The 24,205-nt window shown below is 41.3% G+C and carries 25 protein-coding genes and 1 riboswitch; of the genes, 6 read left to right on the plus strand and 19 right to left on the minus strand.

Annotated elements, in window-relative coordinates:
- Positions 1–69: 69 nt before the first annotated feature.
- Positions 70–810: a hypothetical protein gene (locus tag ACSBQP_RS07240; protein ID WP_007499048.1), complete on the minus strand. Its 741-nt coding sequence runs from the start codon at positions 808–810 to the stop codon at positions 70–72.
- Positions 811–1,022: 212 nt separating this feature from the next.
- On the opposite strand from ACSBQP_RS07240, the gene ACSBQP_RS07245 reads away from it, so the two are divergent.
- Positions 1,023–1,217, plus strand: a complete 195-nt coding sequence (locus ACSBQP_RS07245) for a YjzD family protein (RefSeq protein WP_008348514.1) — start codon at positions 1,023–1,025, stop codon at positions 1,215–1,217.
- A 119-nt stretch (positions 1,218–1,336) separates the two neighbouring features.
- Here ACSBQP_RS07245 and ACSBQP_RS07250 read toward each other — a convergent pair whose 3' ends face one another.
- The 13 genes from ACSBQP_RS07250 to yjfP all read right to left on the minus strand — a co-directional run bounded on the left by ACSBQP_RS07250 (position 1,337) and on the right by yjfP (position 15,809).
- Positions 1,337–2,602: an MFS transporter gene (locus tag ACSBQP_RS07250; protein WP_007499050.1), complete on the minus strand. Its 1,266-nt coding sequence runs from the start codon at positions 2,600–2,602 to the stop codon at positions 1,337–1,339.
- 169 nt (positions 2,603–2,771) lie between these two features.
- Entirely contained in the window at positions 2,772–2,951 is a 180-nt protein-coding gene (locus tag ACSBQP_RS07255) for a YjzC family protein (RefSeq protein ID WP_008348517.1), read from the minus strand.
- A gap of 103 nt (positions 2,952–3,054) precedes the next feature.
- Positions 3,055–4,005: an ornithine carbamoyltransferase gene (gene argF / locus ACSBQP_RS07260; RefSeq protein WP_116306708.1), complete on the minus strand. Its 951-nt coding sequence runs from the start codon at positions 4,003–4,005 to the stop codon at positions 3,055–3,057.
- Complete coding sequence (locus ACSBQP_RS07265; protein WP_435028283.1) at positions 4,002–7,082, minus strand: carbamoyl phosphate synthase large subunit; 3,081 nt, start codon at positions 7,080–7,082, stop codon at positions 4,002–4,004. The genes argF and ACSBQP_RS07265 overlap by 4 nt, the downstream gene beginning before the upstream one ends.
- Positions 7,075–8,136, minus strand: a complete 1,062-nt coding sequence (locus ACSBQP_RS07270) for a carbamoyl phosphate synthase small subunit (protein WP_017367005.1) — start codon at positions 8,134–8,136, stop codon at positions 7,075–7,077. The genes ACSBQP_RS07265 and ACSBQP_RS07270 overlap by 8 nt, the downstream gene beginning before the upstream one ends.
- Before the next feature lie 69 nt (positions 8,137–8,205).
- On the minus strand, positions 8,206–9,357 hold the full coding sequence (locus ACSBQP_RS07275; protein WP_216099307.1) for an acetylornithine transaminase: 1,152 nt from the start codon (positions 9,355–9,357) through the stop codon (positions 8,206–8,208).
- Positions 9,354–10,130, minus strand: a complete 777-nt coding sequence (argB, locus tag ACSBQP_RS07280; RefSeq protein ID WP_017360181.1) for an acetylglutamate kinase — start codon at positions 10,128–10,130, stop codon at positions 9,354–9,356. Before argB ends, ACSBQP_RS07275 begins: the two co-directional genes overlap by 4 nt.
- A 14-nt stretch (positions 10,131–10,144) precedes the next feature.
- Entirely contained in the window at positions 10,145–11,365 is a 1,221-nt protein-coding gene (gene argJ, locus ACSBQP_RS07285) for a bifunctional ornithine acetyltransferase/N-acetylglutamate synthase (protein WP_007499060.1), read from the minus strand.
- A 20-nt stretch (positions 11,366–11,385) separates the two neighbouring features.
- Positions 11,386–12,423, minus strand: a complete 1,038-nt coding sequence (argC, locus tag ACSBQP_RS07290; protein ID WP_048001745.1) for an N-acetyl-gamma-glutamyl-phosphate reductase — start codon at positions 12,421–12,423, stop codon at positions 11,386–11,388.
- Between the two features lie 138 nt (positions 12,424–12,561).
- The gene (locus ACSBQP_RS07295) at positions 12,562–13,110 is read right to left on the minus strand and encodes an MFS transporter (RefSeq protein WP_048001695.1); all 549 of its coding nucleotides are present in this window, start codon (positions 13,108–13,110) and stop codon (positions 12,562–12,564) included.
- Entirely contained in the window at positions 13,107–14,552 is a 1,446-nt protein-coding gene (locus ACSBQP_RS07300; protein WP_048001696.1) for an FAD-binding oxidoreductase, read from the minus strand. Before ACSBQP_RS07300 ends, ACSBQP_RS07295 begins: the two co-directional genes overlap by 4 nt.
- A gap of 116 nt (positions 14,553–14,668) precedes the next feature.
- Positions 14,669–14,977, minus strand: a complete 309-nt coding sequence (locus ACSBQP_RS07305; protein ID WP_003211530.1) for a metal-sulfur cluster assembly factor — start codon at positions 14,975–14,977, stop codon at positions 14,669–14,671.
- Positions 14,978–15,023: 46 nt separating this feature from the next.
- Complete coding sequence (gene yjfP / locus ACSBQP_RS07310) at positions 15,024–15,809, minus strand: esterase (protein WP_138825528.1); 786 nt, start codon at positions 15,807–15,809, stop codon at positions 15,024–15,026.
- Positions 15,810–15,946: 137 nt separating this feature from the next.
- On the opposite strand from yjfP, the gene ACSBQP_RS07315 reads away from it, so the two are divergent.
- The 3 genes from ACSBQP_RS07315 to ACSBQP_RS07325 all read left to right on the plus strand — a co-directional run bounded on the left by ACSBQP_RS07315 (position 15,947) and on the right by ACSBQP_RS07325 (position 17,188).
- Positions 15,947–16,759: a Cof-type HAD-IIB family hydrolase gene (locus ACSBQP_RS07315; protein WP_079920107.1), complete on the plus strand. Its 813-nt coding sequence runs from the start codon at positions 15,947–15,949 to the stop codon at positions 16,757–16,759.
- Positions 16,760–16,847: 88 nt separating this feature from the next.
- On the plus strand, positions 16,848–17,000 hold the full coding sequence (locus ACSBQP_RS07320; RefSeq protein WP_008348539.1) for a hypothetical protein: 153 nt from the start codon (positions 16,848–16,850) through the stop codon (positions 16,998–17,000).
- The gene (locus tag ACSBQP_RS07325; RefSeq protein WP_008348541.1) at positions 16,997–17,188 is read left to right on the plus strand and encodes a DUF3813 domain-containing protein; all 192 of its coding nucleotides are present in this window, start codon (positions 16,997–16,999) and stop codon (positions 17,186–17,188) included. Before ACSBQP_RS07320 ends, ACSBQP_RS07325 begins: the two co-directional genes overlap by 4 nt.
- Positions 17,189–17,228: 40 nt before the next feature.
- On the opposite strand, the gene ACSBQP_RS07330 is transcribed toward ACSBQP_RS07325, so the two are convergent.
- Positions 17,229–17,684, minus strand: a complete 456-nt coding sequence (locus ACSBQP_RS07330; protein ID WP_008348542.1) for a BsuPI-related putative proteinase inhibitor — start codon at positions 17,682–17,684, stop codon at positions 17,229–17,231.
- Between the two features lie 14 nt (positions 17,685–17,698).
- Positions 17,699–18,541 (minus strand): YitT family protein, encoded by an 843-nt coding sequence (locus ACSBQP_RS07335; RefSeq protein ID WP_007499067.1) that lies wholly within the window; start codon positions 18,539–18,541, stop codon positions 17,699–17,701.
- A gap of 141 nt (positions 18,542–18,682) precedes the next feature.
- Here ACSBQP_RS07335 and ACSBQP_RS07340 point away from each other — a divergent pair, with 141 nt between their 5' ends.
- The gene (locus tag ACSBQP_RS07340; RefSeq protein WP_148780246.1) at positions 18,683–19,540 is read left to right on the plus strand and encodes a DegV family protein; all 858 of its coding nucleotides are present in this window, start codon (positions 18,683–18,685) and stop codon (positions 19,538–19,540) included.
- A gap of 41 nt (positions 19,541–19,581) precedes the next feature.
- On the opposite strand, the gene ACSBQP_RS07345 is transcribed toward ACSBQP_RS07340, so the two are convergent.
- The 3 genes from ACSBQP_RS07345 to ACSBQP_RS07355 form a co-directional block, all read right to left on the minus strand.
- A complete protein-coding gene (locus ACSBQP_RS07345; protein ID WP_435028284.1) occupies positions 19,582–21,231 on the minus strand; it encodes a methyl-accepting chemotaxis protein in 1,650 nt (549 codons plus the stop codon).
- Positions 21,228–22,205 carry a BMP family lipoprotein gene (locus ACSBQP_RS07350; RefSeq protein ID WP_435028285.1) on the minus strand — a complete coding sequence of 326 codons (978 nt, stop codon included), beginning with the start codon at positions 22,203–22,205 and terminating at the stop codon, positions 21,228–21,230. Before ACSBQP_RS07350 ends, ACSBQP_RS07345 begins: the two co-directional genes overlap by 4 nt.
- 157 nt (positions 22,206–22,362) lie before the next feature.
- On the minus strand, positions 22,363–23,211 hold the full coding sequence (locus ACSBQP_RS07355) for a CvfB family protein (RefSeq protein ID WP_017360190.1): 849 nt from the start codon (positions 23,209–23,211) through the stop codon (positions 22,363–22,365).
- A gap of 226 nt (positions 23,212–23,437) precedes the next feature.
- Between ACSBQP_RS07355 and ACSBQP_RS07360 the strand changes: the two genes are divergently transcribed.
- Entirely contained in the window at positions 23,438–23,929 is a 492-nt protein-coding gene (locus tag ACSBQP_RS07360; RefSeq protein ID WP_076821901.1) for a YajQ family cyclic di-GMP-binding protein, read from the plus strand.
- 81 nt (positions 23,930–24,010) lie between these two features.
- Positions 24,011–24,129, plus strand: a riboswitch (SAM riboswitch).
- Positions 24,130–24,205 lie beyond the last annotated feature (76 nt).

Raw genomic sequence — 24,205 nt, forward strand, 5'->3', positions numbered from 1 at the left:
GTCCCCTTTTTTAGCATATCGAATAAAAAGAAGAGCCCTTTCCATGAAGGGCTGTTATCATCCTATTCATTACAATTCTCTTTCATGCGATTTATAAAACTTGTGAATGGACTGAAAGATTCTTCTTGGATGATCAAACATATGCAAGGTAAGGTCCATCTGACAATGGTCTGGATTCATCATATGCTGATCAATAAAAGGCTTTGCGTGTAGTTCATAGGCATACGGTGCGCCGTTTAGTCTCTGCCATATATGAATCGGTACATGAGCTGAATGAACGGGGCAAGAAGGAAGTGGATACGTTTCTGCTTCCTTTGCAGAGCACCCATAGCTCTGTGCGAGTTCTTTCATGAACTGTTTGTAGAAGAATTTGTGTTCCTTTTCTCTTTCTCTTTGTGCTTGCAGGTGTAAACATGGATTCATCATGGCTATAGACCTTAGCACTTCTGGCATTTCTTCGGCAAGACTCATGGCGACAAGTGCACCCATTCCCTCTGCCAGCACATGAATTTCCCGGTTTAATATTTCTTGTTTTAATGTGTGATGAACAAGCTGTTTCGCACTAAAAACAGCATCTTCACATCCCCAGTGATTCCCATGAAGATGACTATTAAACAATGTATATCCTTCATCCTTTAAAGCAGTTAAAAGCTGGTTTCTTCCGTAATGCTGAAGCCAGAATGATGTATTTTCCTGCACAAAGTGATTTCGGTCACCGAGGATTAGAATGCCAAAGCCATTTGGTTTTTGAGGAAGGTGAATGACGTTCCACTGGGAACCAAGCTGGAAAAAACGTTCGCTTACACCCATATGGCCAGCCTCCTTTCAGTGATTCTGCTTTCTATGATATGAACAACAACTCTTGTAGGAATAAGGAAATCCCCTAAAGACAGAAGAATTCTTTTTATTTTTATAGTAGAAGGTCTCAAAATGGTCACATAAAGGCGGAAAACAGTCTTTTCTCTGAACTCGTATCTATGGTATGATAGTCAATAGATTGTTACATAAAGGACGGTGGAATAATGCATTACATTATCACCCTCATTTGGACTTTTCTGCTGACACATATGGCTGGTTACATCGTTGCATCTATGAATGGAGCTGCTTATGATTTTACGTTAACTTCCATTCTTGCCATAGTGTTTACGGTTATTTTATTCATCTTTGCTGAAGTAAGTCCAATGAAAGAAACAGAAAGTTCAACAGAACATTCTTAATATTGCTGGAAAAGAGCTAATGATTTGAGATTAGCTCTTTTTCTTTTTTTCAGAATGATGACCAGAAGTTGAGAGCGCACGCTAAAACCCCCTGCCGTTAATTACAGGGGGTTTTTGAGTTACACCTCAACCGTTTCGGACTTCTGTTTGTCTGCTGACAAATGGCTTTTCGCAAGCCCTGTGAACAGGAAGATCGCGATGCCCGATAAAATTTCAAGCACACCGCCCCCCGCAATGACAGGTCCTGCTCCAAAGCGTTCTGCCAGGACGCCCGATATGACGGCTGCAAGCGGGAGAAAGACATTTGATGACGCATTGATCACGGCATATACTTGCGGCTGATCTTCTTGGTCAACAGACGTTTGAATAATGACCATCTCTGGAACATTGATCGCACTGACGGCTGCACCAAAAATAAAGGAAGCTAGAAGAACGACTGGTAGCCATGTACTCATTCCAGTGATAAAGAATGCAGCTCCTTCAATCATGCCTGCGACAATAAAGAACAAGCCGAATCTTTTGATTTTCACCTTCGCCAGTGCAAAGCCCATCATAAATGCACCGACTGCGGCGACACCTCTTAAAATGGAATACACCATTGAATCACTTTGCAGCGCTTCTGCTACATATACAGCGGATAATGCCTGCCACGGAGCTGCGGCGACATTCATTAAAATACAATAAAGGGTCAGTGCAAATAAAATATGATGATTTTTAACGACTAGAAAGCCTCTTTTTAAGTTATACAGATATGTATTCTTTGCTTGTTTAATGTCTGCTGCTTTTTCTGCATCTGACTTTTGGAGTTTAACGCCAATAATGAACAAGCCCGATATTATAAATAAAGCAGTGGTGATCAGGAGCGTATCTGCAGGGCCAATTAATTTGACCAAAAGACCAGCGACCATCACCGCAGCAAGTGCGACAATTTCAAAAGATGATTGCAGGATCGCATTTGCTTTTTGAATGAGATGCTTTGGAACAATCTGCGGCAGGATGGCCACAGAAGCCGGGTTATATGCTGCACCTGTTGCCGATTGAATAACCATTAATGAGATCAATAACCATAGAGGCAATATGTGCGAAAAATGCAGTAGTGGAATAATGAGTACAATGGTTGCTCGAATGACATCTGAAGCAAACATCCATTTAGATAAATGATGTCTTTTCATAAGAGGTCCTAGTATTGGGGCCAACAATGATGAAGGAAGAACTGTCACTGCTAGAAGAAGTCCGGTACCGAGCGCTCCATCCCCTCTTAAAATCAATAACCAAAGAACGGATGTAAAAGCAAAACTTTCTCCTGTATTTTTTATGAGTCTTGATATGAACAATGAGGTGAAGCGTTTATTCCAAACACTTTCACTGAGATTCATCTTTTCCATCACACAAATCCTTTCAACCTTATACTATTCTTACATATTTTACCTTAATCTTTCTTTTTTTCATACTATTTATTTGAAAATTGGAACTTAATTGTTTTTTATTATAAAGAAAAAAGAGGCATGACACATGCCTCTAAAGACTTATTCATATGGACTCTTAGTCAATTGCTTACGGCTTTCTTTGGTAAGTCCAAACACGGTTATGGTTCGAGTTATCCGGAAAGACGTCTCCTGCTTTAAGCTTTATCTTTAAAGGATCTTTCACCATACTACCGGTCTCACCGATTTCGATATAAACACCATTATTAGGTGCCTTATTACCAGATTTAAACTGATGCTGTTGACCCATTTCCATCCTCCTTTCTCGATTGATGTTATTATGTCCCGTCCATTGCCTCTCCAATCCAATATGTAAAAAGTCCCTGCTCAGTCGAGACAGGGACACTTGTGATTTATTTAGGTTGTTGATACATGAGCTCTTTGATTAACGCTTTTTGCACATGCAGGCGATTTTCTGCTTGCTGGAATACTTTAGAGTGTGGTCCATCAATGATATCAGCCGTCACTTCTTCTCCGCGATGTGCCGGCAGACAATGAAGGAAGATATAATCTGCTGCTGCATGTTGCATGAGTTCCTCATTGACTTGATATTCTTTAAATTCAGCTAGACGTTTCTCTGTTTCAGCTTCCTGTCCCATGCTTGTAAATACGTCTGAATAAATGACATCTGCATCCTGAACAGCAGCTACTGGATCTGTTGTGACGATGACTTCTGCGCCTGATTGTTTTGCAAACGCCCGGGCAGTGTCTGTCACTTCTTGAAGAGGTTCATAGCCTTTTGGTGATGCAACGGCAATGTCACAGCCTAACTGCGCACAACCGACCATTAAGGAATGAGCCACATTATTCCCATCACCGATGTACGCCACTTTCACACCTTTTAGTTTGCCTTTTGCTTCTTTAATCGTCAGTAAATCAGCCAGTGCCTGACATGGATGAGAGTAGTCCGTTAGTCCGTTGATCACTGGAATAGTGGCGTATTTTGCAAGTTCTTCTACCTTCTCATGTTCAAAGGTTCGAATCATAATGCCATCTACATACCCAGAGAGCACCTGCGCTGTATCACCAATCGTTTCTCCTCTGCCAATTTGCAGATCATTTGAGCTGAGGAAGAGCGCATGTCCGCCTAGCTGCGTCATGCCCGCTTCAAACGAGACACGGGTTCTAGTTGAAGATTTTTCAAAGATCATCGCTAATGTTTTTCCTTTGAATAAATCTTGATATGGATGTTGTTTCATTTCTTCTGCTTTTTCAATTAAGTACGCAATGTCATTGATCGAAAAGTCTTTTAACGATAAAAAGTCTTTTCCGTATAATGCCGGTTGCACGTCGACTTGGCTCATGCCGTCACTTCCTTTTTATATAATTCGTGGAGAGATACTGGTGATACATCTCCATCTTTTCCTTGCAGGAACGCTTGCGCCGTTTCATATTCGGTTAGAACTTGAACACCATGTGTGAGTGCTTTTACACGCTGTTCTTTTGCCTCTTCATCATCACCTAAATGAATGTGAAGCGATTTATCGTCTTGTTGCAGCCACGATTCAAAGCTGCCAGTCCAGACGTCAAAGCCTGCTCGTTTTGCTTCATCTACGAATAATTCACTGCCTTGTATAAAGAGGCTTCCTTTCTGTTTCCAGATCGGTGCAAACACTTTTTTCAAGGCGCTTTCGACGTTCTTTCCTACACACATTCCTTCACCCGTCGCCTTCATTTCAGGTGTGAGCTTTAAATCGATATCTTGAATGGCATGTGAGGAGAAGACCGGGAATTTAACAGCTGTGCCCCCCTTATTCTTCGTTGCCGGTTTCAATTCTTCAAGCGTTGCACCAGCTAACAGCTGAGTCGCCATTGGGATCATGTCAACACCCATGACTTTACTTACAACTGGGACAGTCCGGCTTGCCCGAGGATTCACCTCTAATACGAGCGCCTGGTTCCCTTTTATCACAAATTGAATATTCATAATGCCTTTAAAAGCTAATTTCTTTGCGATTTGTTCAGAAGCGTTATACACCTGCTCTTTGATGTCTTCACTAATAGAGACACTTGGTAAGATGGCAAAGCTGTCACCTGAGTGTACGCCCGCTTTTTCAATATGCTCAACAATTGTTGGAATGAATGTCGTTTGTCCGTCTGAAATAAGATCCACTTCCACTTCTTTTCCAGTGACATACTCATCAATTAAGATCGGATAAGGTAAATGATCTGGCTGATCAAGTAGTTCTGCCAATTGAGCTTCTGTATGAACAACGATCATGCCCATTCCACCAATGACATATGATGGACGAATAAGAACAGGGTACCCGATGCTTGCAGCATGCTCCAGTGCTTCTTCTTTTGAATGTGCTGTATCTCCTTTTGCATGAGGAAGATTCAGTTCATCAAGAAGCTGATAGAATAAATCGCGATCTTCTAATGCATCTAGTGTGTCAAAGGACGTGCCTAACAAGGTAACGCCGGCTTTTTCTAAACCTTCCGCCACATTGATTGCTGTCTGCCCGCCAAATTGAACGATGACAAAATCAATTTGCTCCGCTTCAACTACGTTTAAAATATGTTCTAACGTGATCGGCTCAAAGTATAAACGATCTGCAATCTCATAATCGGTACTAACCGTTTCTGGATTGTTGTTCATCATGATGGTTTCAAATCCAAGCTTTTGTAGAGTAAGAACGCCGTGAACGGCACTATAATCAAACTCGACTCCCTGACCAATTCGAATCGGACCGGAGCCAATGATGAGTGCACGCTGCTTTGTTTTCTCTTGATGCTCTCCATCACTTTTGCCAAAGTACGTAGAATAGAAGTAATTCGTTTTTGCATCGAATTCAGCCGCACATGTATCGACAATTTTAAATGAAGCGGCAATGCCATATTCTTGGCGAAGCTGTCTGATATCTTGTTCACTGCGATCCGTCAGAGAAGCGATTGTTTCATCAAGGAAGCCTTTTTCCTTCACCTTTCTTAAGGTGTCTTTGGATAGCGTCCCCTGATGATTCTTCAATTCTTGTTCGAGTGTGATCATATTCTTGAAGACATGTAAGAAAAACAGATCAATCTTCGTCGTTTCATGAATCGTTTCAACGGTTTCTTGTCTGGAAAGCAGCTCCATGACAGCAAAGAAACGGCGATCGTCCGGTGTTTTGATTAATTCAAATAACTGTTCAGTCGAATGTTCTTTCAGTTCAGGCAAGTGGAAGCCCTTTGTTTTGATTTCAAGTGATGCGACGGCTTTTTGAATGGCAGATTCTAAATTACGGTCAATCGCCATGACTTCACCAGTCGCCTTCATTTTTGTGCCTAATTTCCGGTCTGCCTGTTTAAATTTATCGAACGGCCAACGCGGGAATTTCACCACGACATAATCGAGTGCCGGCTCAAAGCTAGCATACGTTGTTCCTGTAAGCGGATTTTTCAATTCATCTAGTGTATAACCGACCGCAAGTTTTGCCGCCATTTTGGCAATCGGATAGCCTGTTGCTTTCGATGCAAGAGCAGAAGACCGGCTGACCCGAGGGTTGACCTCAATGACAAAATATTCTTTGCTAAGTGGATCAAGAGCGAACTGGATATTACAGCCGCCAACGACATCAAGCGCTGAAATAATTTTTAAGCTCGCTGAACGGAGCATTTGATAATCCTGATCCGTTAATGTCTGTGACGGTGCAACGACAATCGAGTCACCTGTATGCACACCAACTGGATCGATATTTTCCATGTTACATACAGTGATACACGTATTTTGACGATCTCTCATGACCTCATACTCGACTTCTTTAAAGCCAGCAATGCTTTTTTCAACTAAGCACTGATGAATCGGACTCGCTAGAAGAGCACCTTCAATCAGCGGTTTAAAAGCCTCTTCATTTAAAGCGATGCCTCCCCCTTTACCACCAAGTGTGTAGGCTGGTCGAAGAATGACGGGAAAGCCCACTTCTTTTGCAAATTGAAGGGCGTCTTTCGCATTATCCACAATTTCACTTTCTGGTACAGGTTCATTCAAATGCTTCATGAGAGCACGGAATTTCTCACGATCTTCACCGTTTTCAATTGTTTCAACTGACGTTCCGAGCAGTTTTACCCCATGCTTTTTCAGCACACCGGCTTTTTCCAGCTCGACAGCAAGGTTTAAAGCCGTCTGTCCGCCAAGATTGGCTAAAAGACCATCTGGTTTCTCTTTTTCAATGATTCTTGTCACTGAATCAACTGAAAGCGGTTCAAAATAAATTTCATCAGCAAATGACTCGTCTGTCATAATGGTTGCTGGGTTGTTATTCACTAAGATGACGTTGTAGCCTTCTTCTTTTAAGGCCATACAACCTTGTGTTCCTGAGTAATCAAATTCTGCTGCCTGACCAATGATGATTGGACCGGAACCGATGACTAGAATGGTTTGTATGCTTTGATCTTTAGGCATGTGCGACTTCTCTCCTTGCTTGTTTCACTTTCTCAATAAAATCATCGAATACCCATTCACTTTCTGCAGGGCCTGGATGTGCTTCTGGATGAAATTGAACAGACATTATCAGCTTCTCTTTATGAATGAATCCTTCAACAGATCCGTCATTCACGTGGAGGAATTTGACGTCCACTTCTTTGTCATTCATGCTTTTTTCATTGACCACATAGCTATGATTTTGGCTTGTCATAAAGACACGTTTTGATTCTGTATCTTGTACCGGATGATTCGCCCCGCGGTGGCCAAAAGGAAGCTTATACGTATCCCCGCCAAGCGCAAGAGCAATTAATTGATGACCTAAGCAAATGCCTAGTGTCGGGAAGGTCATCATGATGTCATGAATGGTTTTTAAATATGGCTTCATTGTTTTTGGATCTCCAGGTCCATTTGACAAAAGGATCGCATCTGGCTTGATATCAAATACCTTTTCCATTTGTTTGTACGGAATCACTGTGACTTTACAGCCGCGCGCTTCGAGTGAGTCCGCAATTGATTTTTTAAAGCCAAAATCAATGAGCGCTACATGATCCTCGCCGCTGCCTTGTGTGTATACTTCATCTTCTGTGACCTGCTCAACCACATTGTCTTGCTTCATTGCAGGTGGCGTTTCATTTTCGTCTAAACTAAGCACTGCATTCATCGTTCCATTTGCTCGAATGTTCTGCACGACTGCGCGAGTATCTGTATGTGTAAGAAGCGGAATATTCCACTTCTGTAAATAATCTTTTAAGCTTACGGCTGCAAGGTGATGAGAAAAATGGTCAGCCGCCTCATAGACAACGACCGCTTTTACTTGTGGTTTTTTGCTCTCAAAGTCTTCATGATTGATGCCGTAATTTCCGATGAGCGGATATGTGAAGACAATGATTTGTCCTTTATAAGAAGGATCTGTGAGCACCTCTTGATAACCTGTCATCCCTGTAAAAAAGACCACTTCACCTGTCATGCCAGCTTCTCCTGTCAGATCTCCTTCAAAAGAGGCTCCATCTTCTAAATTTAAATAACCTTTCATGCTTGTGTCACCCCATATTGAATAATTAATAATATAAATGCATGTTTATGCGTTCTGGTGTAAAAAAATTTAGACCGTTACTGCTTCATTTGCTAACACTTGAATGATTGCTTCAATGGCTTGATCCAATTCAACTTTTTTGACATTCAGCGGAGGTAATAAACGAATGACATTCGGACCAGCTGGAAGCACCAGCAAACCTTGCGCTCGAAGGGCTGTGATGTAATCACCTACTGGCTGATGACACTCAATTCCTGCCATTAATCCTTTGCCCCGTACTTCTTTCACGATGTTCAGCTGTTTGACTTCTTGCAGTCTCTTTAAAAGGTACGCACCCTTTTCTTTCACTTCTGAAAGAAAGTCTTCTTTGAATATTACATCAAGGGTTGCGTTCACAGCTGACATAGCGAGCATATTGCCACCAAATGTTGTGCCATGAGAGCCTGGAGAAAATGCATCCCCTAAAGCTTTTTTCCCTATCACTGCACCGACTGGAAATCCATTTCCTAAACCTTTTGCGGCTGAAATAATATCAGGATCAAGTCCCGATTGCTCATAGGCAAATGCTGTCCCTGTTCGCCCAATACCCGTTTGGATTTCATCTACAATCAGCAGTGCTTGATGTTTTTTGCAAAACGTTTGAACGGCTTCTAGAAATTCAGCTGTAGCTGGATTCACTCCACCTTCACCTTGCACCACTTCCAGCATGACCGCTGCGACATCATCGATTTCACACGCTGTGATCGCTTCAGGGTCATTAAACGGTACATAATGAAAGCCTTCCAGCATCGGTCCAAAACCAGTTTTGATTTTATCTTGACCTGTGGCAGCCATACCAGCATACGTACGCCCATGGAAAGAGTGCAAAAACGTCACAATATTTGTTTTACCTGTTGCTTTTCGGGCCAATTTGATAGCCCCTTCATTCGCTTCAGCCCCGCTGTTGCAGAAAAATACGAGATCTCCTGAACTGTTGGCTGCCAGCTTTTCCGCTGCTTTTTCTTGCAGTCCATTTTCAAATAGATTTGATACGTGCCAGACCTCGTCAAGCTGCTTCTTGATGGCTTGATTGACCTTTGGATGATTGTGACCTAAATTCGTCACCGCAATGCCTTGTATAAAGTCTAAATATTTTTTCCCAGTTGTATCAACTGCCCAAGAACCTTCTGCCTCTTTAATTTCAACATTCCACCGTCCGTACGTTTGAAAGAGATGACTCACAGGACCGCCTCCTTTTGTTTTACAATTCGAGTTCCTTTAAAGGTATCTCCTGTAAAAATACTACCTTTTCCATTCACAATCATGACTTCATCCACATCTCCTGATAAAGCACTTAGCGCAGATTGCACTTTTGGAATCATTCCCCCGGAAATAATACCTTCATCGATGAGCTTGAGCGCTTCTTGTTCGGTGACAACGTCTAACAGCTCACCATTTTTTAAAATTCCTTCCACATCTGTGACAAACATGAGCTTATCAGCTTTCATAGCTCCTGCGACTGCTGATGCTGCAAGATCAGCATTTACATTTAACGTTTGGCATTCTTCGGTCATAGATAGCGGCGCAATGACGGGAATGAATTGTTTCTCCATTAGTGCTTCTGCCATCTCTGGATTGACTTCTTTGATTTCGCCAACGTACCCATATACATCTTGATCGAGAAAATCGGCGACAAGCATCTGTCCATCTTTACCAGATACACCGACAGATGATATATCATGCTTTGCCAGCTCTGAAACAAAGTATTTATTCACCGTTCCTGAAAGGACCATTTCGGCTACCTCTAACACCGGCTTTGTTGTTTTGCGCTGTCCATCTACAAATTCCGTTTTCACTTCTAATTTTTGCAGCATGCTCGTAATTTCAGGACCTCCGCCATGTACGATAGCCAGTTTAAATCCAGCAGCTTGAAGTGAGCGGACATTTTCATAAAAGGTATCGGAAAGTTCTCGAATGACACTGCCTCCACACTTGAACACGATCGTTTTATCCATGTCTATCTCCTTCATTATGTGCGATAGCTCGCGTTAATTTTCACATAATCATAGGTAAGGTCACAGCCCCATGCGGCCGCTTCACCATTTCCTTCATTCATTTGAATGAAAATCGTAATCTCATCCTGCTCTAGATACGCTTTTGCTTCCTCTTCTGAGAAAGACTGGGGTTCATTATGTTTAAACAGACATTGCCCGCCTAAGTAAACTTCAACCTCTTCTGGCGTGACAGAAGCTGCGCTATGACCGATTGCTCCGACAATCCGGCCCCAGTTGGCGTCCGTACCGTATACGGCTGTTTTCACAAGACTTGAACCTACGATTTTTTTTGCAATAATACCAGCTTCTAAGTTGTTTTTTGCACCAACAACTTTCGCTTCGATTAATTTAGTTGCGCCTTCTCCGTCTCTTGCAATCTCTTTTGCTAGATCTTCGCAGGCTAGTTTTAATCCTTCTTTAAACAATGGCCATTCTGGATGTTCTTCATTCAGTGCCTGGTTTTCTGCCATTCCATTTGCCATCACAAGCACCATATCGTTAGTTGATGTTTCTCCATCGACGGTAATTTGATTAAACGTCACATCTGTAATGTCACGAAGAGCATTTTGCAAAGCTTCTTGTTCGACATTTGCATCGGTTGTGACAAACCCGAGCATTGTTGCCATGTTCGGATGAATCATACCAGAGCCCTTTGCTGCACCAGAAATGAGAATCTCTTTCCCGTCTATCGTCAAGGAGTATGTCGTATTTTTAATGACTGTATCTGTTGTTAGAATCGCTTCTTCAAAGTGGCCATTTCCTGCTTTTGCTTCTTTTAGCTGAGCGATGCCTGTTTTGATTTTATCCATATCCAGACACTCTCCAATGACACCAGTAGAAGAAACAGCAATGTAATCAGGCTCTGTCCCTAACATGTCTGCACAGGCTGCCTGCATGTCGTATGCATCTTTTAATCCCTGCTCACCTGTACATGCGTTGGCGATCGCACTATTGACAATGACACCTTTTAGTTTGCCCGTCTTTTTCAAGCTTTTTTGTGTGACTTGAAGAGGCGCAGCTTGAAAGTGACTTTGAGTGTATACCGCTGCACTCGCTGCTGGTACTTCACTGATGATCAAGCCAAGGTCTTTTTTTGAATAGCGTAATCCTATATGAATCCCCTTTGCTTCAAAACCTTTTGGTGATGATACGTCCCCGTCTATTTTGACAATACTTTTTTCATTCAATTCGATCATGTTTGTTGTCTCCCCTGTTCTTATGGATAGAGAGGTGTCATTGTGAGGCCCGCCTCTTCATGTAAGCCTTTGATGATATTGAAGTTTTGAACCGCTTGGCCGGCTGCGCCTTTCATGAGATTATCTATGACAGATACAATCGTCAGTCTGCCTGTTCGCTCATCTAAATGAAAACCAATGTCACAGAAGTTACTGCCGTATACTTCTTTTGTTTGCGGATATATCCCATGATCTCTCACTCTTACAAAATAGGAATCTTCATAAAAGTCCTTCATCCGTTTCATTAATTCTACTTTTGTGACATCTGCTTTCAATTGTGTATACATCGTCGCCATAATCCCTCTTGTCATCGGGACAAGATGTGTTGAAAATGTGATGTTCGCCGTTTGCGGGTTCCATTCTCTAAGTACTTGTTCTATTTCAGGTGTGTGCTGATGTTCATTCACCTTATAAATTTTAAAGTTATCGTTCAGCTCTGAAAAATGTGTGCCAAGTGAGGCTGATCGTCCTGCACCGGACACCCCGGTTTTTGCATCTATTATGATCATAGATTCATCGATTAAATTCTGTTTCATCAGCGGTGCTAAACCTAGAAGAACTGCAGTAGGAAAGCAGCCTGGGTTTGCAATGACTTCCGCTTGCTTAATGGTATCACGATTCAATTCAGATAATCCGTATACAGCTTGTTGAACCGATGCATCATCCGCTGCCCTTCGTTTATACCACGCTTCATAAACGGCCCCATCTTGAATGCGCAAGTCACCTGATAAATCAATAATTGGCACCCCTTGATTCATGAGCTTCGGTGTGAGTTCACTTGAAACGCCTGCTGGTGTCGCTAAAAACACAGCATCTGTTTCTTGCACAATGGCAGCCGGATCAATGGCTTTTAATGTTTGGTCAGTAATCGTTGTCAGATGCGGATAAGATTGACTGTATAATTGCCCATCACCACTTGATGAATACAATATACATTCCTCCACATGTGGATGCTGCTTAAAGATACGAACTAATTCCGCACCACCGTACCCTGTAGCACCTATAATACCTATTTTCAACGTCAATACACCCTCTTGATCTTTGTGAAATTATTTAACATTATAACATGTATAAAAATTAATTCAATTGTATATTTAATATTTGTTTTCATTTTTTTTCATAAAAAAATCCACATATCTTCGTGAGACATGCGGATTTTATCTATTGTTCTTCATATTGAGAACCAAAAGCGCACTGCATAAATATAATAGGGAACTTGCATAAAAAATCAAATGAATGGTGAAAAAATCAGCAAACAGGCCGCCAAGCATGATGGCGATAGATGAAAAAAGCGCTGTCCAAAAATGATAGTGCCCAACTTCTTTCATTCGCTTCTTCTCATTTGTGAGTTCGGTGACGAGCAGTTTCTCTCCGTGCTTCTGAACACCACCTAGCACACCTAAGGCAATCTGAATCATATAAACTTGCTCTACTTCTGTGATATGTGGAAAAAGGAGAAGAAGAAACGCCATACCAAACGAATGAATGATTAAAAAGAGACGCCTGTCGGTCGTTTCAGGAAGTTTTCCTAATAATAAATGAATGAACGCACCGCTCAAACCAAACAGACCATAAGCAAGACCAAATTGAGAATAGCTCGACCCAACATTTTTAATAAAAAGAATATAAAAAGGGAAAATGAGACTACTGGCGAAAAACAGTAGACTTTGTGAATAGACGAACCATTTCATTGCTTTAGCATTCATTGTGTATTGTACCTTTCATAAAAGTAGTTGATAAATCTGCCATCTGGATCTGCTTGCTTTTTCTTTTGAAAGAATAGATCGGTTTTTGGATACGCTTGTTTCATTTGTGCTTTCGTTTGATAAGGCATGTATGGTAAGTAATAGCTTCCATGGTGCCGCAAGGTGATATCTGTCATTTGCCGGATGACCCGCTCTGCTTCTGCCTTCTCTTCTTTCTCAAAACCATAATTCACTAACAAAACAAGTGCAAACATATCTTCTTTCGCATATGAGAGATCCGCTTTTTCATTTTTTTGTACGTAGCGGATCGTGATGTTCATTAAATTCAATTCTTCCTGTTGTAAAAACCCTCTCATGTCATCGATATACGCACGAAAACGATCAACTGGAACAAAGTATTCTTGAAGCACATCGGTATCTGACTCATTTTCATATTCTAAAAAAGCAGAATCAGACCGCATCACGTTATTTCTTGTGATCAGCTGGTCATTTTGACTTTGAAAATACTTCTTTTGCAAGTTCCATAGCAAATCTTTCCCCATATCAAATCTTCTCGAAAGGCCGAGCATAAATTTTAAAGGGATGACGAGCTGATCTTCTTTGAGCTCGCGGTATGGATCGATCTGTTGATCAGAAGTAAGTGAATAATTCGTCACATACATCTCTTTCAAAAAATTTGTTTTCGCTGTAGAGATTCTTGCGAGATGCATGCGCACTTCTTTATTGTTCTTTACATGCTTTTGAAAATAATCAGTGTATTCATCGAAGTGTAGAGAGGTTGTCTCCATTTTATATAATTCATCCTTTGTTAAGGACAGCTCAACATCTAAAATGACACCGAATAAGCCGTATCCTCCAATCACGGCAGTAAATAAATCATCGCTAGGCTTTACTGTGATGATCTCTCCATCTGCTTTTAACAGTGTGAAAGAGCGCACAGTGTCAATAAGTGAGCCGTAGCGAATGTCACGTCCATGTGCATTTGCACTTAACGAGCCACCAATCGTAAAGATGTTTTGAGATTGCATCACCTTTACTGCAAGACCATATGGGTTCACATATGTTTGAATATCATCCCATGTGGCGCCGCTCTGGACCCGAATGGTCTTCTTTTTTTCATTAAATGATACGATTCGGCGAAATTTCGTCATGTCTAGTACAATGCCATTTTCATAATACGTGTGGCCGCCCATACTATGCTGCTTTCCGGCGATTGAAATGGGCAGATTCTTCTCTTTTGCTTCTTCTAATACTTCTTTTAAAGATTCTATTTCTTTTCCTTGCACGACTTTTTTTATTTTGACCGGCATGAGGTGACTCACATCTGTAAACGCCTCAAGTCCTTGTCTTTTGTGTGCTTGATCTTCACGTATAGAGACTGATGCAAAAAAGGCAGCACCATATCCCATCAAAAGGACGATCCATATCCACTTTCGCTTCATTATAGGTACTCCGTTCTATAAAATTACATCCATTATATCAAGCCATACTCCTCCTCTACCTTAATTTTTCATAAAAAAACCTGGTACGAGTTCTACTCATACCAGGTCGTATTTACTTATTGAATACCAAGCGCAATTTTAGCGTATCTTGACATTTTGTCACGTGTCCAAGGTGGATTCCATACGATGTGAACTTCAGTTTCCTTCACTTCAGGCAAGTCGCTCAATGCTTTTTTCACTTCATCCACGATAACTGGTGCAAGGGGACACCCCATTGATGTTAAAGTCATCGTGATATCCGCTTTTCCATTCTCATCAAGATCGACATCATAGACAAGTCCAAGGTTGACGATGTCTACGTTTAACTCAGGGTCAATCACCTGTTCTAGGGCGCCTAAAATATTTTCTTTCAATGCTTCATCCATGATATCCACTCCTTTTTCAACTAGTATAACGTACTTTTCCTTTTGGCTAAACGTTTGTGCTTTTCAGATGTGTCACAAACCAGTCAATGGTTTCAAACATCGCTTGTCTTGTGACTTTGTGACCCGCCTGCTTATCTGTAATAAACCGAAGGAGGTCCTGATCTTGCTTATATTGGGTTGCCGCTAGCTCGTCATATAACGCTTTTGCATGGCGATATGGGACAACTGGATCGTTTTCTGCATGCCAGAATAACAGCGGTCTTTTGTTTAATCGATCTGTTTGTAGCGTTAAATCATAAGGACGCAGCGCGTCTAATTGCTGATGAACCTCTTCATCTGTAATCTCTTTCATCAACCCTTTGTGCCGCATGTCCATAATTTGTGCTTGTAGGAATGTCGTATATTTCGGACTGCCCATCAAGCTGACTGCCGCTTTAATCCAATCATGTTTTGCGAGTGCACCAAAGGTCGTGATGCCTCCCATGGAAGTACCTGCAACGCCTATTAGGTCGGCTTCAATCAATTGTTTTTCTTGAAAATGTGTCTTAAGTATATCGATTTCACGTATTTCGTTTAGGACGATTTCCCAAAACTTTGATGCCAGTTCCTCTAAGCTGAGGTTTTCTGATCTTACACCATGATAAGCACAGTCAGGCAAAATGACTCTCATGCCTTTTTCCGCCAAATGAAAGGCGAAGTGTAAGTTGTGCTCGCGTGCACTTGTAAATCCATGTATAAAAAATACAAGTGGCAGTGGTTTGTCTTTATTTTCAGCTTTTACGATATGTAAAAATGGAATATCGTGCGTCATTTGCTCATCAATGGTGATCACAGCCTATGAATCCTCCTTTATCATTCCCGTCTTTGTTTATTTTAACATGTAGACAACGAAGATGTGATAAAGATACACTATAGGTGGAGGCACCCGCACTAGCTGCCTCCTATTACTTACAGATCAAAGGAGATTTTATGGAGACTAAACCTTATCTAATCGCACTTGACCTGGATGGCACGTTATTAAAAGACGATAAAACGATTTCAACTCGCACACTTGATGTCATTCAAAAAGTGAAAGACAGCGGGCATCATGTCTGTATTTCAACTGGCCGGCCATTTCGTTCCAGCTCTCCTTATTATCAGCAATTGCAGCTCGATTCACCGATTGTGAACTTTAATGGAGCGTTTGTCCATCATCCTCTTGATGAAAAATGGGGCAGATTTCACACATCACTTGATCTTCAAGTCGTGAAACAGCTTGTGGATATTAGTGAGGAATATAAAGTACACAATGTGTTAGCTGAAGTGCTAGACGATTTGTATTTCCATTATCATGATGAAAAGCTCATTGATATATTTAATATGAATGCAAACAAAGTGACCGTTGGAGACCTTCGGAACAATCTTGGAGAGAATGTCACAAGCGTCTTAATTCACGCAAAAGAAGAAGACGTCGGAGCGATCCGGAGCTATTTGACAGATGTTCATGCAGAAGTCATTGATCACAGACGCTGGGCTGCTCCGTGGCACGTCATTGAAATCATTAAAACAGGTATGAATAAAGCCGTTGGACTGCAAAAGATCAGTGATTATTACGGTGTGCCTCAGGAGCGGATTGTGGCATTCGGAGATGAAGACAATGATTTAGAAATGCTTGAGTTTGCTGGATGCGGGGTTGCCATGGGCAACGGAATTGATGCAGTTAAACGCGTCTCTAATGAAGTGACAGATACGAACGAACAAGATGGGATTGCAAAATTCCTAACGAATTACTTCTCGCTTTAATTTTTCCATTCATACATAGCAGGTCGAAGCGGGCATACTACCGTTAGACAGGTTGTCCTGTCAGCTTGTGTAAAGGGGCGGATTCCGAATGGGTAAAAGAAGCAAATCGAAACGCTTTATACAACAAGGTAAAGATTCAGTCAGTCTGCATGACGCACGTTTTCCGTATCGTTCCACACTTGAAGAAGCTGCGGAGGACAGGGGAAATATGAAGACTGATGCTTCTGGAGGTTCATTGTGAGAAACGAACTTTTTGATCAAGCCAAATCATTTACTGAAGAAGCCCTTACTTCTTCATTTCCATCTGGTTTAGAGCGTCAACAAGCAGTTCAGCGAGCTAAAAACGCCGTATCATCTGCATTTGCTAATTCGACAGATGCAGAAAGAAACCAGCTGCATACGTTCCAAGACCTGCTTGATGATCTTTAACGAAAAAAGCTGTCCGCTTTGTGGACAGCTTTTCTTATGCTTATTTCACTTGGAACGTTTTCTTCTCAGTGATTTGCTTTAGCCCTTCTGCTTTTCCTTTAAATGTGACGACCGCTTCATACGTTCCCGGCTCCACACCGTTTGACCACGTATCTTGGAAGTCATATGTTTCATCTGCTTTCAGCACAAAGGATTGGATGGCTTGTGTGAACATACGGTCTTTCGAGTAACGGTATTTTTCATTTCCATCTTCATCGTACACACTCAATTCGAATTTCTGGCTTGTGTTAAACGTGAATTCAATATCTCGATCTGATTCATTTTTTAGTGACATATGAAATTGAACCGAAGAACCTTTTTGGACGGGGTCTACTGTGAGTACAACGGTTTTTTCTCCCATTTGACCGGATACCTCCTTGTCTGGTTCATCCTTTTTTTGTTGCCCACAAGCTGTTAAAACCAATAGAACGAGAAAAAGCACTAACCCTTTTTTCATCTTCTACCCACCTTTTAATCTCGTCTGAAAAATCCAAGAATATTGGTTGTTTGAACAATATTTGTAAAGGCTTTTGGATCGACTTCCTTTATAATTTGTTCAAGTTCATACAGCTCATACCTTGTAATGACAATGACCATCATTTCTTTTTGTTCATTGGTAAATGCCCCTTTTGCCGGAACAGTCGTAATCCCTCTGACCATTTTTCCATAAATGGCTTCTTTGATTTCATCTGCTTTCTTTGTCACAATCATGGCAGTCAGCTTTTCATGTCTCGTATGGATAGCATCAATTACCCTAGTCGTCACATATAATGTGACAAGGGTATATAAAGCTTTCTCCCAACCTTGTAACAATCCTGCTGTAAAAATGATAATTCCGTTTAAAATGAAGAAATACGTGCCGACTGGTTTGTCTTTCCATTTCGCTAAAATCATCGCAATAATGTCAAGGCCGCCTGTAGATGCCCCATATTTCAGTGTAATCCCAATGCCAAGTGCAGAAATGACTCCGCCAAATACAGCATTTAATAAAATATCTTCAGAAACACTTGTCTCTGGTAAAATGCCGAGGAAAATCGTTGTCAGTGCCACACTAATAATGCTATACAAAGTAAAGGAACGACCAACCTTCATCCAGCCTAAAATGCCGACCGGAATGTTTAAAATAAATAATAGGATTCCTGTTGATAAATAAAACGGTGCATATTGATCGATTAAACTAGATAATAGCTGGGCAACCCCTGTAAAACCACTTGCATATACGTCAGCAGGGATTAAAAATAAATTCAGCCCAATCGCATTGAGTAAGGCACCAATGACGACGACGATGAATTTTTTTGCTTCTCCAATGAACATGTTGTCATTCCTCCACTTACCATTCTCTCTATGGTTTTCCCTAAAATTTAGAATTTGAACACGAAAAAATGATTTTCTATGATATAGTTAGGCTAAAAAGATGTAAAATATGGTTGATTTTTTTAGAAAGAAGGGATTTTGATGACTGTTCATATCATAGCAGACAGTGCTGCTGATCTGCCTCTTTCTTATTATGATGAACAAAACATGACACTCATTCCGCTGCGTGTATTACTCGGCGAGCAGGAATTTGAGGATTTGATCACCATTGAACCAAAACAAGTATTTGATGCGATGAGACAAGGTGCAAGTCCAAAAACATCACAAGCTTCACCGAATCGGATCAAAGAAGCCTTTGTTTCTGCAGCACAAACCCATACATCCGCTATTTATGTTGCCTTTTCATCAGAGCTTTCAGGTACATACCAAACCGCTGTGATGATGGCAAACGAAGTGAAGGAAGAATACCCTGATTTCGATTTACGAATCATTGATTCTAAATGTGCTTCACTTGGTTATGGACTAGCTGTCAAACACGCTCAATCACTTGCCATTGACGGAAATACAATACAAGAAATTGAAACGTCTGTAAAGCATTTTTGTGAATCTTTACAACATATTTTTACTGTAGACGATTTATCGTATTTAGCAAGAGGCGGAAGAATCAGTAAAGCGTCCGCATTTGTTGGCGGATTGTTAAGTATTAAACCCATTTTACACGTTGAGGATGGAAAACTGATACCCCTTGAAAAAATTCGTGGCCGTAAAAAATTATTGAAACGCATTATCGAGCTGATGAAAGAACGCGGATCTGACTGGTCTAGTCAAACTGTTGGCATTAGTCATGGAGACGACCCTGCACTTGCAGAAGAAATGAGACAATTAATCGAAGCCGAATTTCATCCAAAAAAAATCGACATCCAGGTCATCGGCGCGGCTGTCGGGTCCCACTCAGGCCCTAGCACACTTGCCATCTTCTTTACAGGCAGCCCATCATAAAAAGCACCCTTCCCTGAAACATCACGGGAAGGGTGCTTTTCTTATGATAGCTTAAATCGGTGAACGGTTTCGTTTAACCTTGCCGTCATACTCATCAGTTCTTCTACTTGTTTGTTCATTTGATGGAAAGATTGCAGTTGTTCGTTTGCCGAGGCAGAAATTTCTTCGCTGCCCGCTGCCGTTTCTTCTACAACGGCACTAATATTTTCAATCGAGTGCAGCACTTGTCCGCCAAGCTCTGTTGATTGAATAATTTGGTCATTTAAGACCGCCATTTCTTGCTTAATATGTTGTGCTTTTGTTTCTATATCTTCAAAGGAGTGTGAGGTTTTGTCCATTGCATCTTGCTGCTGAAGTGATAGCTTGACCCCTTCTTGTACAGTTTGGCTAATGGATTGAATGCCTTTTTCAATATGACTCACCATGTCAAAAATTTGTCTTGTTGCACGAGACGATTCATCTGCCAGCTTACGAATTTCGTCCGCTACGACGGCAAACCCTTTGCCAGCTTCTCCTGCTCTTGCCGCTTCAATCGCCGCATTGAGCGAGAGGAGGTTTGTCTGGTCCGCAATATCAGAAACCGTTTTGGCCATTGCGGAGATTCCGCTTGCGTACTGAGTGAATTCTCCTGCAGACTCTTCAATTTGTCTCGTCGCACGTGTATTTTTTTCAATGGCTGCTTTTGTTTCTGTTAACGTGTGCTTTCCGCTTTCCACCGCTTCAATGGCATCCTCTGTACTACGGATGACTGTATGTGATCTTTCGGAATTCTTACGGCCATGTGAATCCATTTTTTCAATCAAACTAACGCCATGCTGAAGGTCTTCTGAAATCGCTTGTGAACCATTCGCCATTTCGTCTGTCGATACAGACACTTGATTGGCCGATTCCATAAGCTTTTTGTTTTCATCATCTAACTGAACCGAGAATGATTCTACTTGGCTTGATACATGGCTGATTTCTTGAATCAAGCTAATCAGCTGATCCGTCATTTGATTGAACGACTCATTTAAGCCACCGATTTCATCTTTCCGCTTGATGTCCATCCGCTCCACAGCGAGGTTTCCTTCGGCAATCTGTTTTGCCCGGTAAGAAAGGGATTTGATTGGCGTCACAATGGATCTCGTTAACCCAATATTTAAAAAGACGGCAATGACAATCAGCGTGAGGGCTGCGACAGATGCGCTTGTGATGATCCTTTGCACATTGTCTGCCGCCTCCTCTAAATGGTATTCATACGCTTCTTGTGCTCTTTTATTCATCGTATGCACGTCGTTTAAAACACCGTCAATTCTGGCAGCCACTCGTCTGGCATCAGAGGCATTTTTTTCACCAATGGCATTGTTTGCTTCTTGCGTCCATGTGTCAAACTTTGAATTTAACCGTGTTAGGGCTTCTTTGTTCATATTTCCTGCGTTTTTGTTTAACATTTGCAGCTGTTTTTTCGCTGTCGATATATCGCTTTGAACGACCTCTAGCTGTTCATCTGAAAGGGTCATGGAATAATTGGTCATGGCTTGTTCGACACTTTCAAAGCTGGCCTTCGTTTTTTGTACGTTCAGTAATGTTTGAACTTCTGTTTCGCTTGATGACTGAATCTTTGTCATACTCACAATAATAAAGGCAATTACGCCAACCGCTAAAAGAAGTGAAATGAGTGAGTTGAGCAAAATTTTGATGCGTAAGCTCATGATGCTGCCCCCTCTTCTTCCAGAAGTGTCTGCTTCAGTCCATTTAATTTTTTGGTCAATTTCTCAGCATCTTTGAGCACCCGGATTCTTGCCATATCGATTCCGTCATTACTTAAGTCATAAACGATATGCCCGCTTTTGATTTTGCTGCTTTTGACGAGCTGTTCGCTGAATTGATAAACGACTTCATCTACTTTTTTGACCATAGACGAAATAACGGCTTTTTCAGCTGTATAATACTGATCGCTGTCCACGCCGATTGCATATTTGCCTTGCGTCTGCGCTTCTTTTAATACACCAACACCCGTATAACCGGCTGCAGCATATAAAACATCTGCTTTCTTTTTGATCATGTCTTTCGCTATTTTACTGCCTTTGCCTGCATCACTAAATGTGCCAGCATACGTGGATACGACCTTGATTTTCGGATTCACTGATTTTGCGCCTTTTTGATAGCCTTGTTCAAATCGGTGGATCACCTCTGCATCGACTCCGCCCACAAAACCAATGACATCACTTTTTGTTGTCATGGCAGCAAGTGCTCCCGCTAAATAGCTGCCCTGCTCTTCTTTAAAAGTCACTGATGTGACATTTTTCAGTTCAGACACAGCATCAATGAGTAAAAATTGCTTTTTCGGATATTTTTTCGCTACCTTTTCTAAGTCTTCTTGCATACTGAAACCTACACCGATGATCAGGTCATTTCCATCTTTCACAAGCTCGGTCAGCCCTTTTTCATATGTATCGGTTTCTGCAATTTCTCTATAATCAAATTCAATGCCAAGCTCATCACGTGCTTTTTCTAATCCTTTAAATGATGAATCGTTAAATGATTGATCACCAAGACCATCATCCGTCAGCATGACACCAATATGCTTCGCATTTGATATCGGTGGTCCTCCCTGCTGATTGCTGCATGAGGCGAGTACCATGATCATCGCTGCCATCAGAAGTAATGAAATCTTCACTTTCATCCAAAAACACACTCCTTTTATCATCCTTACCCCTTATTTATCGGATTTGAGAGTCATTGTTTCAATGATAAAGTGAAGGATTTTCAGCTTTTTTCATGACTTTTTTCACTGAAAAAAACCATTATTTATGACAAAAATAAAAAAAGCGAGCAAATGCTCACTTTTTCTCGTATGTCCATCCTTCTTTTTGGTAAACAAGATCATTTTTCATCAGATGACCTAATGCTCGTTTGAAGGCTGCTTTGCTCATTTGAAATCTTTCCCGGATATCTTCTGGATCACTTTTATCCCCGTAAGGCATTGCACCGTTTCTCGTTCTCATGTAAGTTAAGATTTCTTCTGCATCGACAGATAATGCATCCTGTTTTCTAGGAAGCAGAGAAACGTTCACGGTTCCGTCCTCTTTCACTGCAATGACGCGTCCTGTCACGGTCGATCCTAATCTAGGCTCTTCCTTTCGTTCCGTGCGGTGGATAAATCCACGCACGCCTGTATCTGTCAGCATAAAAGAACCTGTCGCAATTAAGCGATAGATTGTTCCAGTAATTTCTTTGTTCATTAACGTTTCTGGCGCTTCAGTAAACAATTCACTGATCACATCTTCAGTGGCTGGTTTTGCGAACATTCTCCCGTAACTTGTCACTTTGAGCATACAGTATAGTTTGTCGCCTTTTTTCGGCCACGCTTCCTCAAAAGGCGGGAGGTGTTCAGTTGCAACAAGTGCATCCTTTGACAAACCTATATCGACAAAAGCACCCATATCTTCTACAACGTCTACGACTTCTACCCAGTCGTATGTATGTGCATTGATTTTAGGAATTTTCATCGTCGCTGCCAGTCTTTCCTCATGATCTACATATAAGTAGACCTCTACTTCATCACGATCTCCAATATCCTCTGTCATCTCACTGCGATGTAGGAGGACAGAATCTTCGCCATCTGTTAAAAAGTAGCCGTATTCCATCTCGTTATCTATTTGCAAGGTCAGTTGCTCACCTGGTCTCATGTTCTCTTCCTTCCTATCTGCCCTTAAAAGAGCGTTCGTTCATCTTTTGATTCACTTTATTCTACTATACTTCTGTCATCATGAACATCTCTAGTTCTGTTAGCTAAAGTGGACAAACTGTACTTGAATTATACCGCATGCATCTGAACTCTCCTCGATAAAGTTTCTTCTTCCCCTATGGGCATGATAAAATAGACGCAATATCTATAGTTGGAGGTCATATGTGATGGCAAAAGAAAGTTCATTTGATATTGTATCGAAGGTGGAGCTGCCAGAGGTGCAAAACGCCATTCAAGCAGCACTGAAAGAAATTAAAAACCGTTATGATTTTAAAGGAAGTAAAAGTGATATTTCACTAGAAAAAGAAGAACTCGTTCTCATTTCTGATGATGACTTCAAGCTGGAGCAGCTAAAGGATGTCCTTGTGACAAAACTGATTAAACGAAACGTACCGACTAAAAACATTGACTACGGAAAAACAGAACATGCCCTAGGTGGAACCGTTCGCCAGCGTGCAAAGCTGATAAGCGGGATTGATAAGGACAATGCCAAAAAGATCAATGCCTTGATCAAACAATCTGGTATAAAGGTAAAGTCGCAATTTCAAGATGACCAAGTGCGTGTGACAGGAAAAAATAAAGATGATTTACAAGAAGTGATGGCGCTCATGCGCAAGGCAGATTTACCGATTGACGTCCAATTTATAAATTTTCGATAAATTTCAAATTTTCCATTGATTATTTCCGATTTTTTCGATACAGTTGATGGAAGTTCAATTCATTGACATGTTCATATCGCTTTCTTATCAAGAGAGGCAGAGGGACTGGCCCTGTGAAGCCTCAGCAACCGGTGTAGTAGAAATCTATTTTCTATGACCAAGGTGCTAAATCCAGCAAGCAACTGCTTGGAAGATAAGGAGAAGAATTTCAATACAGCCAAAAAGTCTTCTTCTTATCAGAAGGCTTTTTTTGTTACATAGAAATAAGGAGGAAAC

The sequence above is a fragment of the Bacillus sp. G402 genome (assembly GCF_051172515.1).
In the GTDB taxonomy this organism is placed as follows: Bacteria; Bacillota; Bacilli; order Bacillales; family Bacillaceae; genus Bacillus; species Bacillus altitudinis.

Excerpts from the sequence above, each read along its gene's own strand:
- ACSBQP_RS07340 (WP_148780246.1), top strand. The coding sequence starts at position 18,683 with ATGACTGTTCATATCATAGCAGACAGTGCTGCTGATCTGCCTCTTTCT.
- argF (WP_116306708.1), bottom strand. The coding sequence starts at position 4,005 with ATGAGCCAAGTCGACGTGCAACCGGCATTATACGGAAAAGACTTTTTA.
- ACSBQP_RS07355 (WP_017360190.1), bottom strand. The coding sequence starts at position 23,211 with ATGAGACCAGGTGAGCAACTGACCTTGCAAATAGATAACGAGATGGAA.
- ACSBQP_RS07350 (WP_435028285.1), bottom strand. The coding sequence starts at position 22,205 with ATGAAAGTGAAGATTTCATTACTTCTGATGGCAGCGATGATCATGGTA.
- ACSBQP_RS07245 (WP_008348514.1), top strand. The coding sequence starts at position 1,023 with ATGCATTACATTATCACCCTCATTTGGACTTTTCTGCTGACACATATG.
- ACSBQP_RS07265 (WP_435028283.1), bottom strand. The coding sequence starts at position 7,082 with ATGCCTAAAGATCAAAGCATACAAACCATTCTAGTCATCGGTTCCGGT.
- argJ (WP_007499060.1), bottom strand. The coding sequence starts at position 11,365 with ATGATCGAATTGAATGAAAAAAGTATTGTCAAAATAGACGGGGACGTA.
- ACSBQP_RS07255 (WP_008348517.1), bottom strand. The coding sequence starts at position 2,951 with ATGGGTCAACAGCATCAGTTTAAATCTGGTAATAAGGCACCTAATAAT.
- ACSBQP_RS07360 (WP_076821901.1), top strand. The coding sequence starts at position 23,438 with ATGGCAAAAGAAAGTTCATTTGATATTGTATCGAAGGTGGAGCTGCCA.
- ACSBQP_RS07270 (WP_017367005.1), bottom strand. The coding sequence starts at position 8,136 with ATGAAAGGTTATTTAAATTTAGAAGATGGAGCCTCTTTTGAAGGAGAT.
- ACSBQP_RS07300 (WP_048001696.1), bottom strand. The coding sequence starts at position 14,552 with ATGAAGCGAAAGTGGATATGGATCGTCCTTTTGATGGGATATGGTGCT.
- argB (WP_017360181.1), bottom strand. The coding sequence starts at position 10,130 with ATGGATAAAACGATCGTGTTCAAGTGTGGAGGCAGTGTCATTCGAGAA.
- ACSBQP_RS07315 (WP_079920107.1), top strand. The coding sequence starts at position 15,947 with ATGGAGACTAAACCTTATCTAATCGCACTTGACCTGGATGGCACGTTA.
- ACSBQP_RS07305 (WP_003211530.1), bottom strand. The coding sequence starts at position 14,977 with ATGGATGAAGCATTGAAAGAAAATATTTTAGGCGCCCTAGAACAGGTG.
- ACSBQP_RS07345 (WP_435028284.1), bottom strand. The coding sequence starts at position 21,231 with ATGAGCTTACGCATCAAAATTTTGCTCAACTCACTCATTTCACTTCTT.
- ACSBQP_RS07330 (WP_008348542.1), bottom strand. The coding sequence starts at position 17,684 with ATGAAAAAAGGGTTAGTGCTTTTTCTCGTTCTATTGGTTTTAACAGCT.
- ACSBQP_RS07250 (WP_007499050.1), bottom strand. The coding sequence starts at position 2,602 with ATGGAAAAGATGAATCTCAGTGAAAGTGTTTGGAATAAACGCTTCACC.
- ACSBQP_RS07295 (WP_048001695.1), bottom strand. The coding sequence starts at position 13,110 with ATGAATGCTAAAGCAATGAAATGGTTCGTCTATTCACAAAGTCTACTG.
- ACSBQP_RS07320 (WP_008348539.1), top strand. The coding sequence starts at position 16,848 with ATGGGTAAAAGAAGCAAATCGAAACGCTTTATACAACAAGGTAAAGAT.
- ACSBQP_RS07335 (WP_007499067.1), bottom strand. The coding sequence starts at position 18,541 with ATGTTCATTGGAGAAGCAAAAAAATTCATCGTCGTCGTCATTGGTGCC.
- ACSBQP_RS07240 (WP_007499048.1), bottom strand. The coding sequence starts at position 810 with ATGGGTGTAAGCGAACGTTTTTTCCAGCTTGGTTCCCAGTGGAACGTC.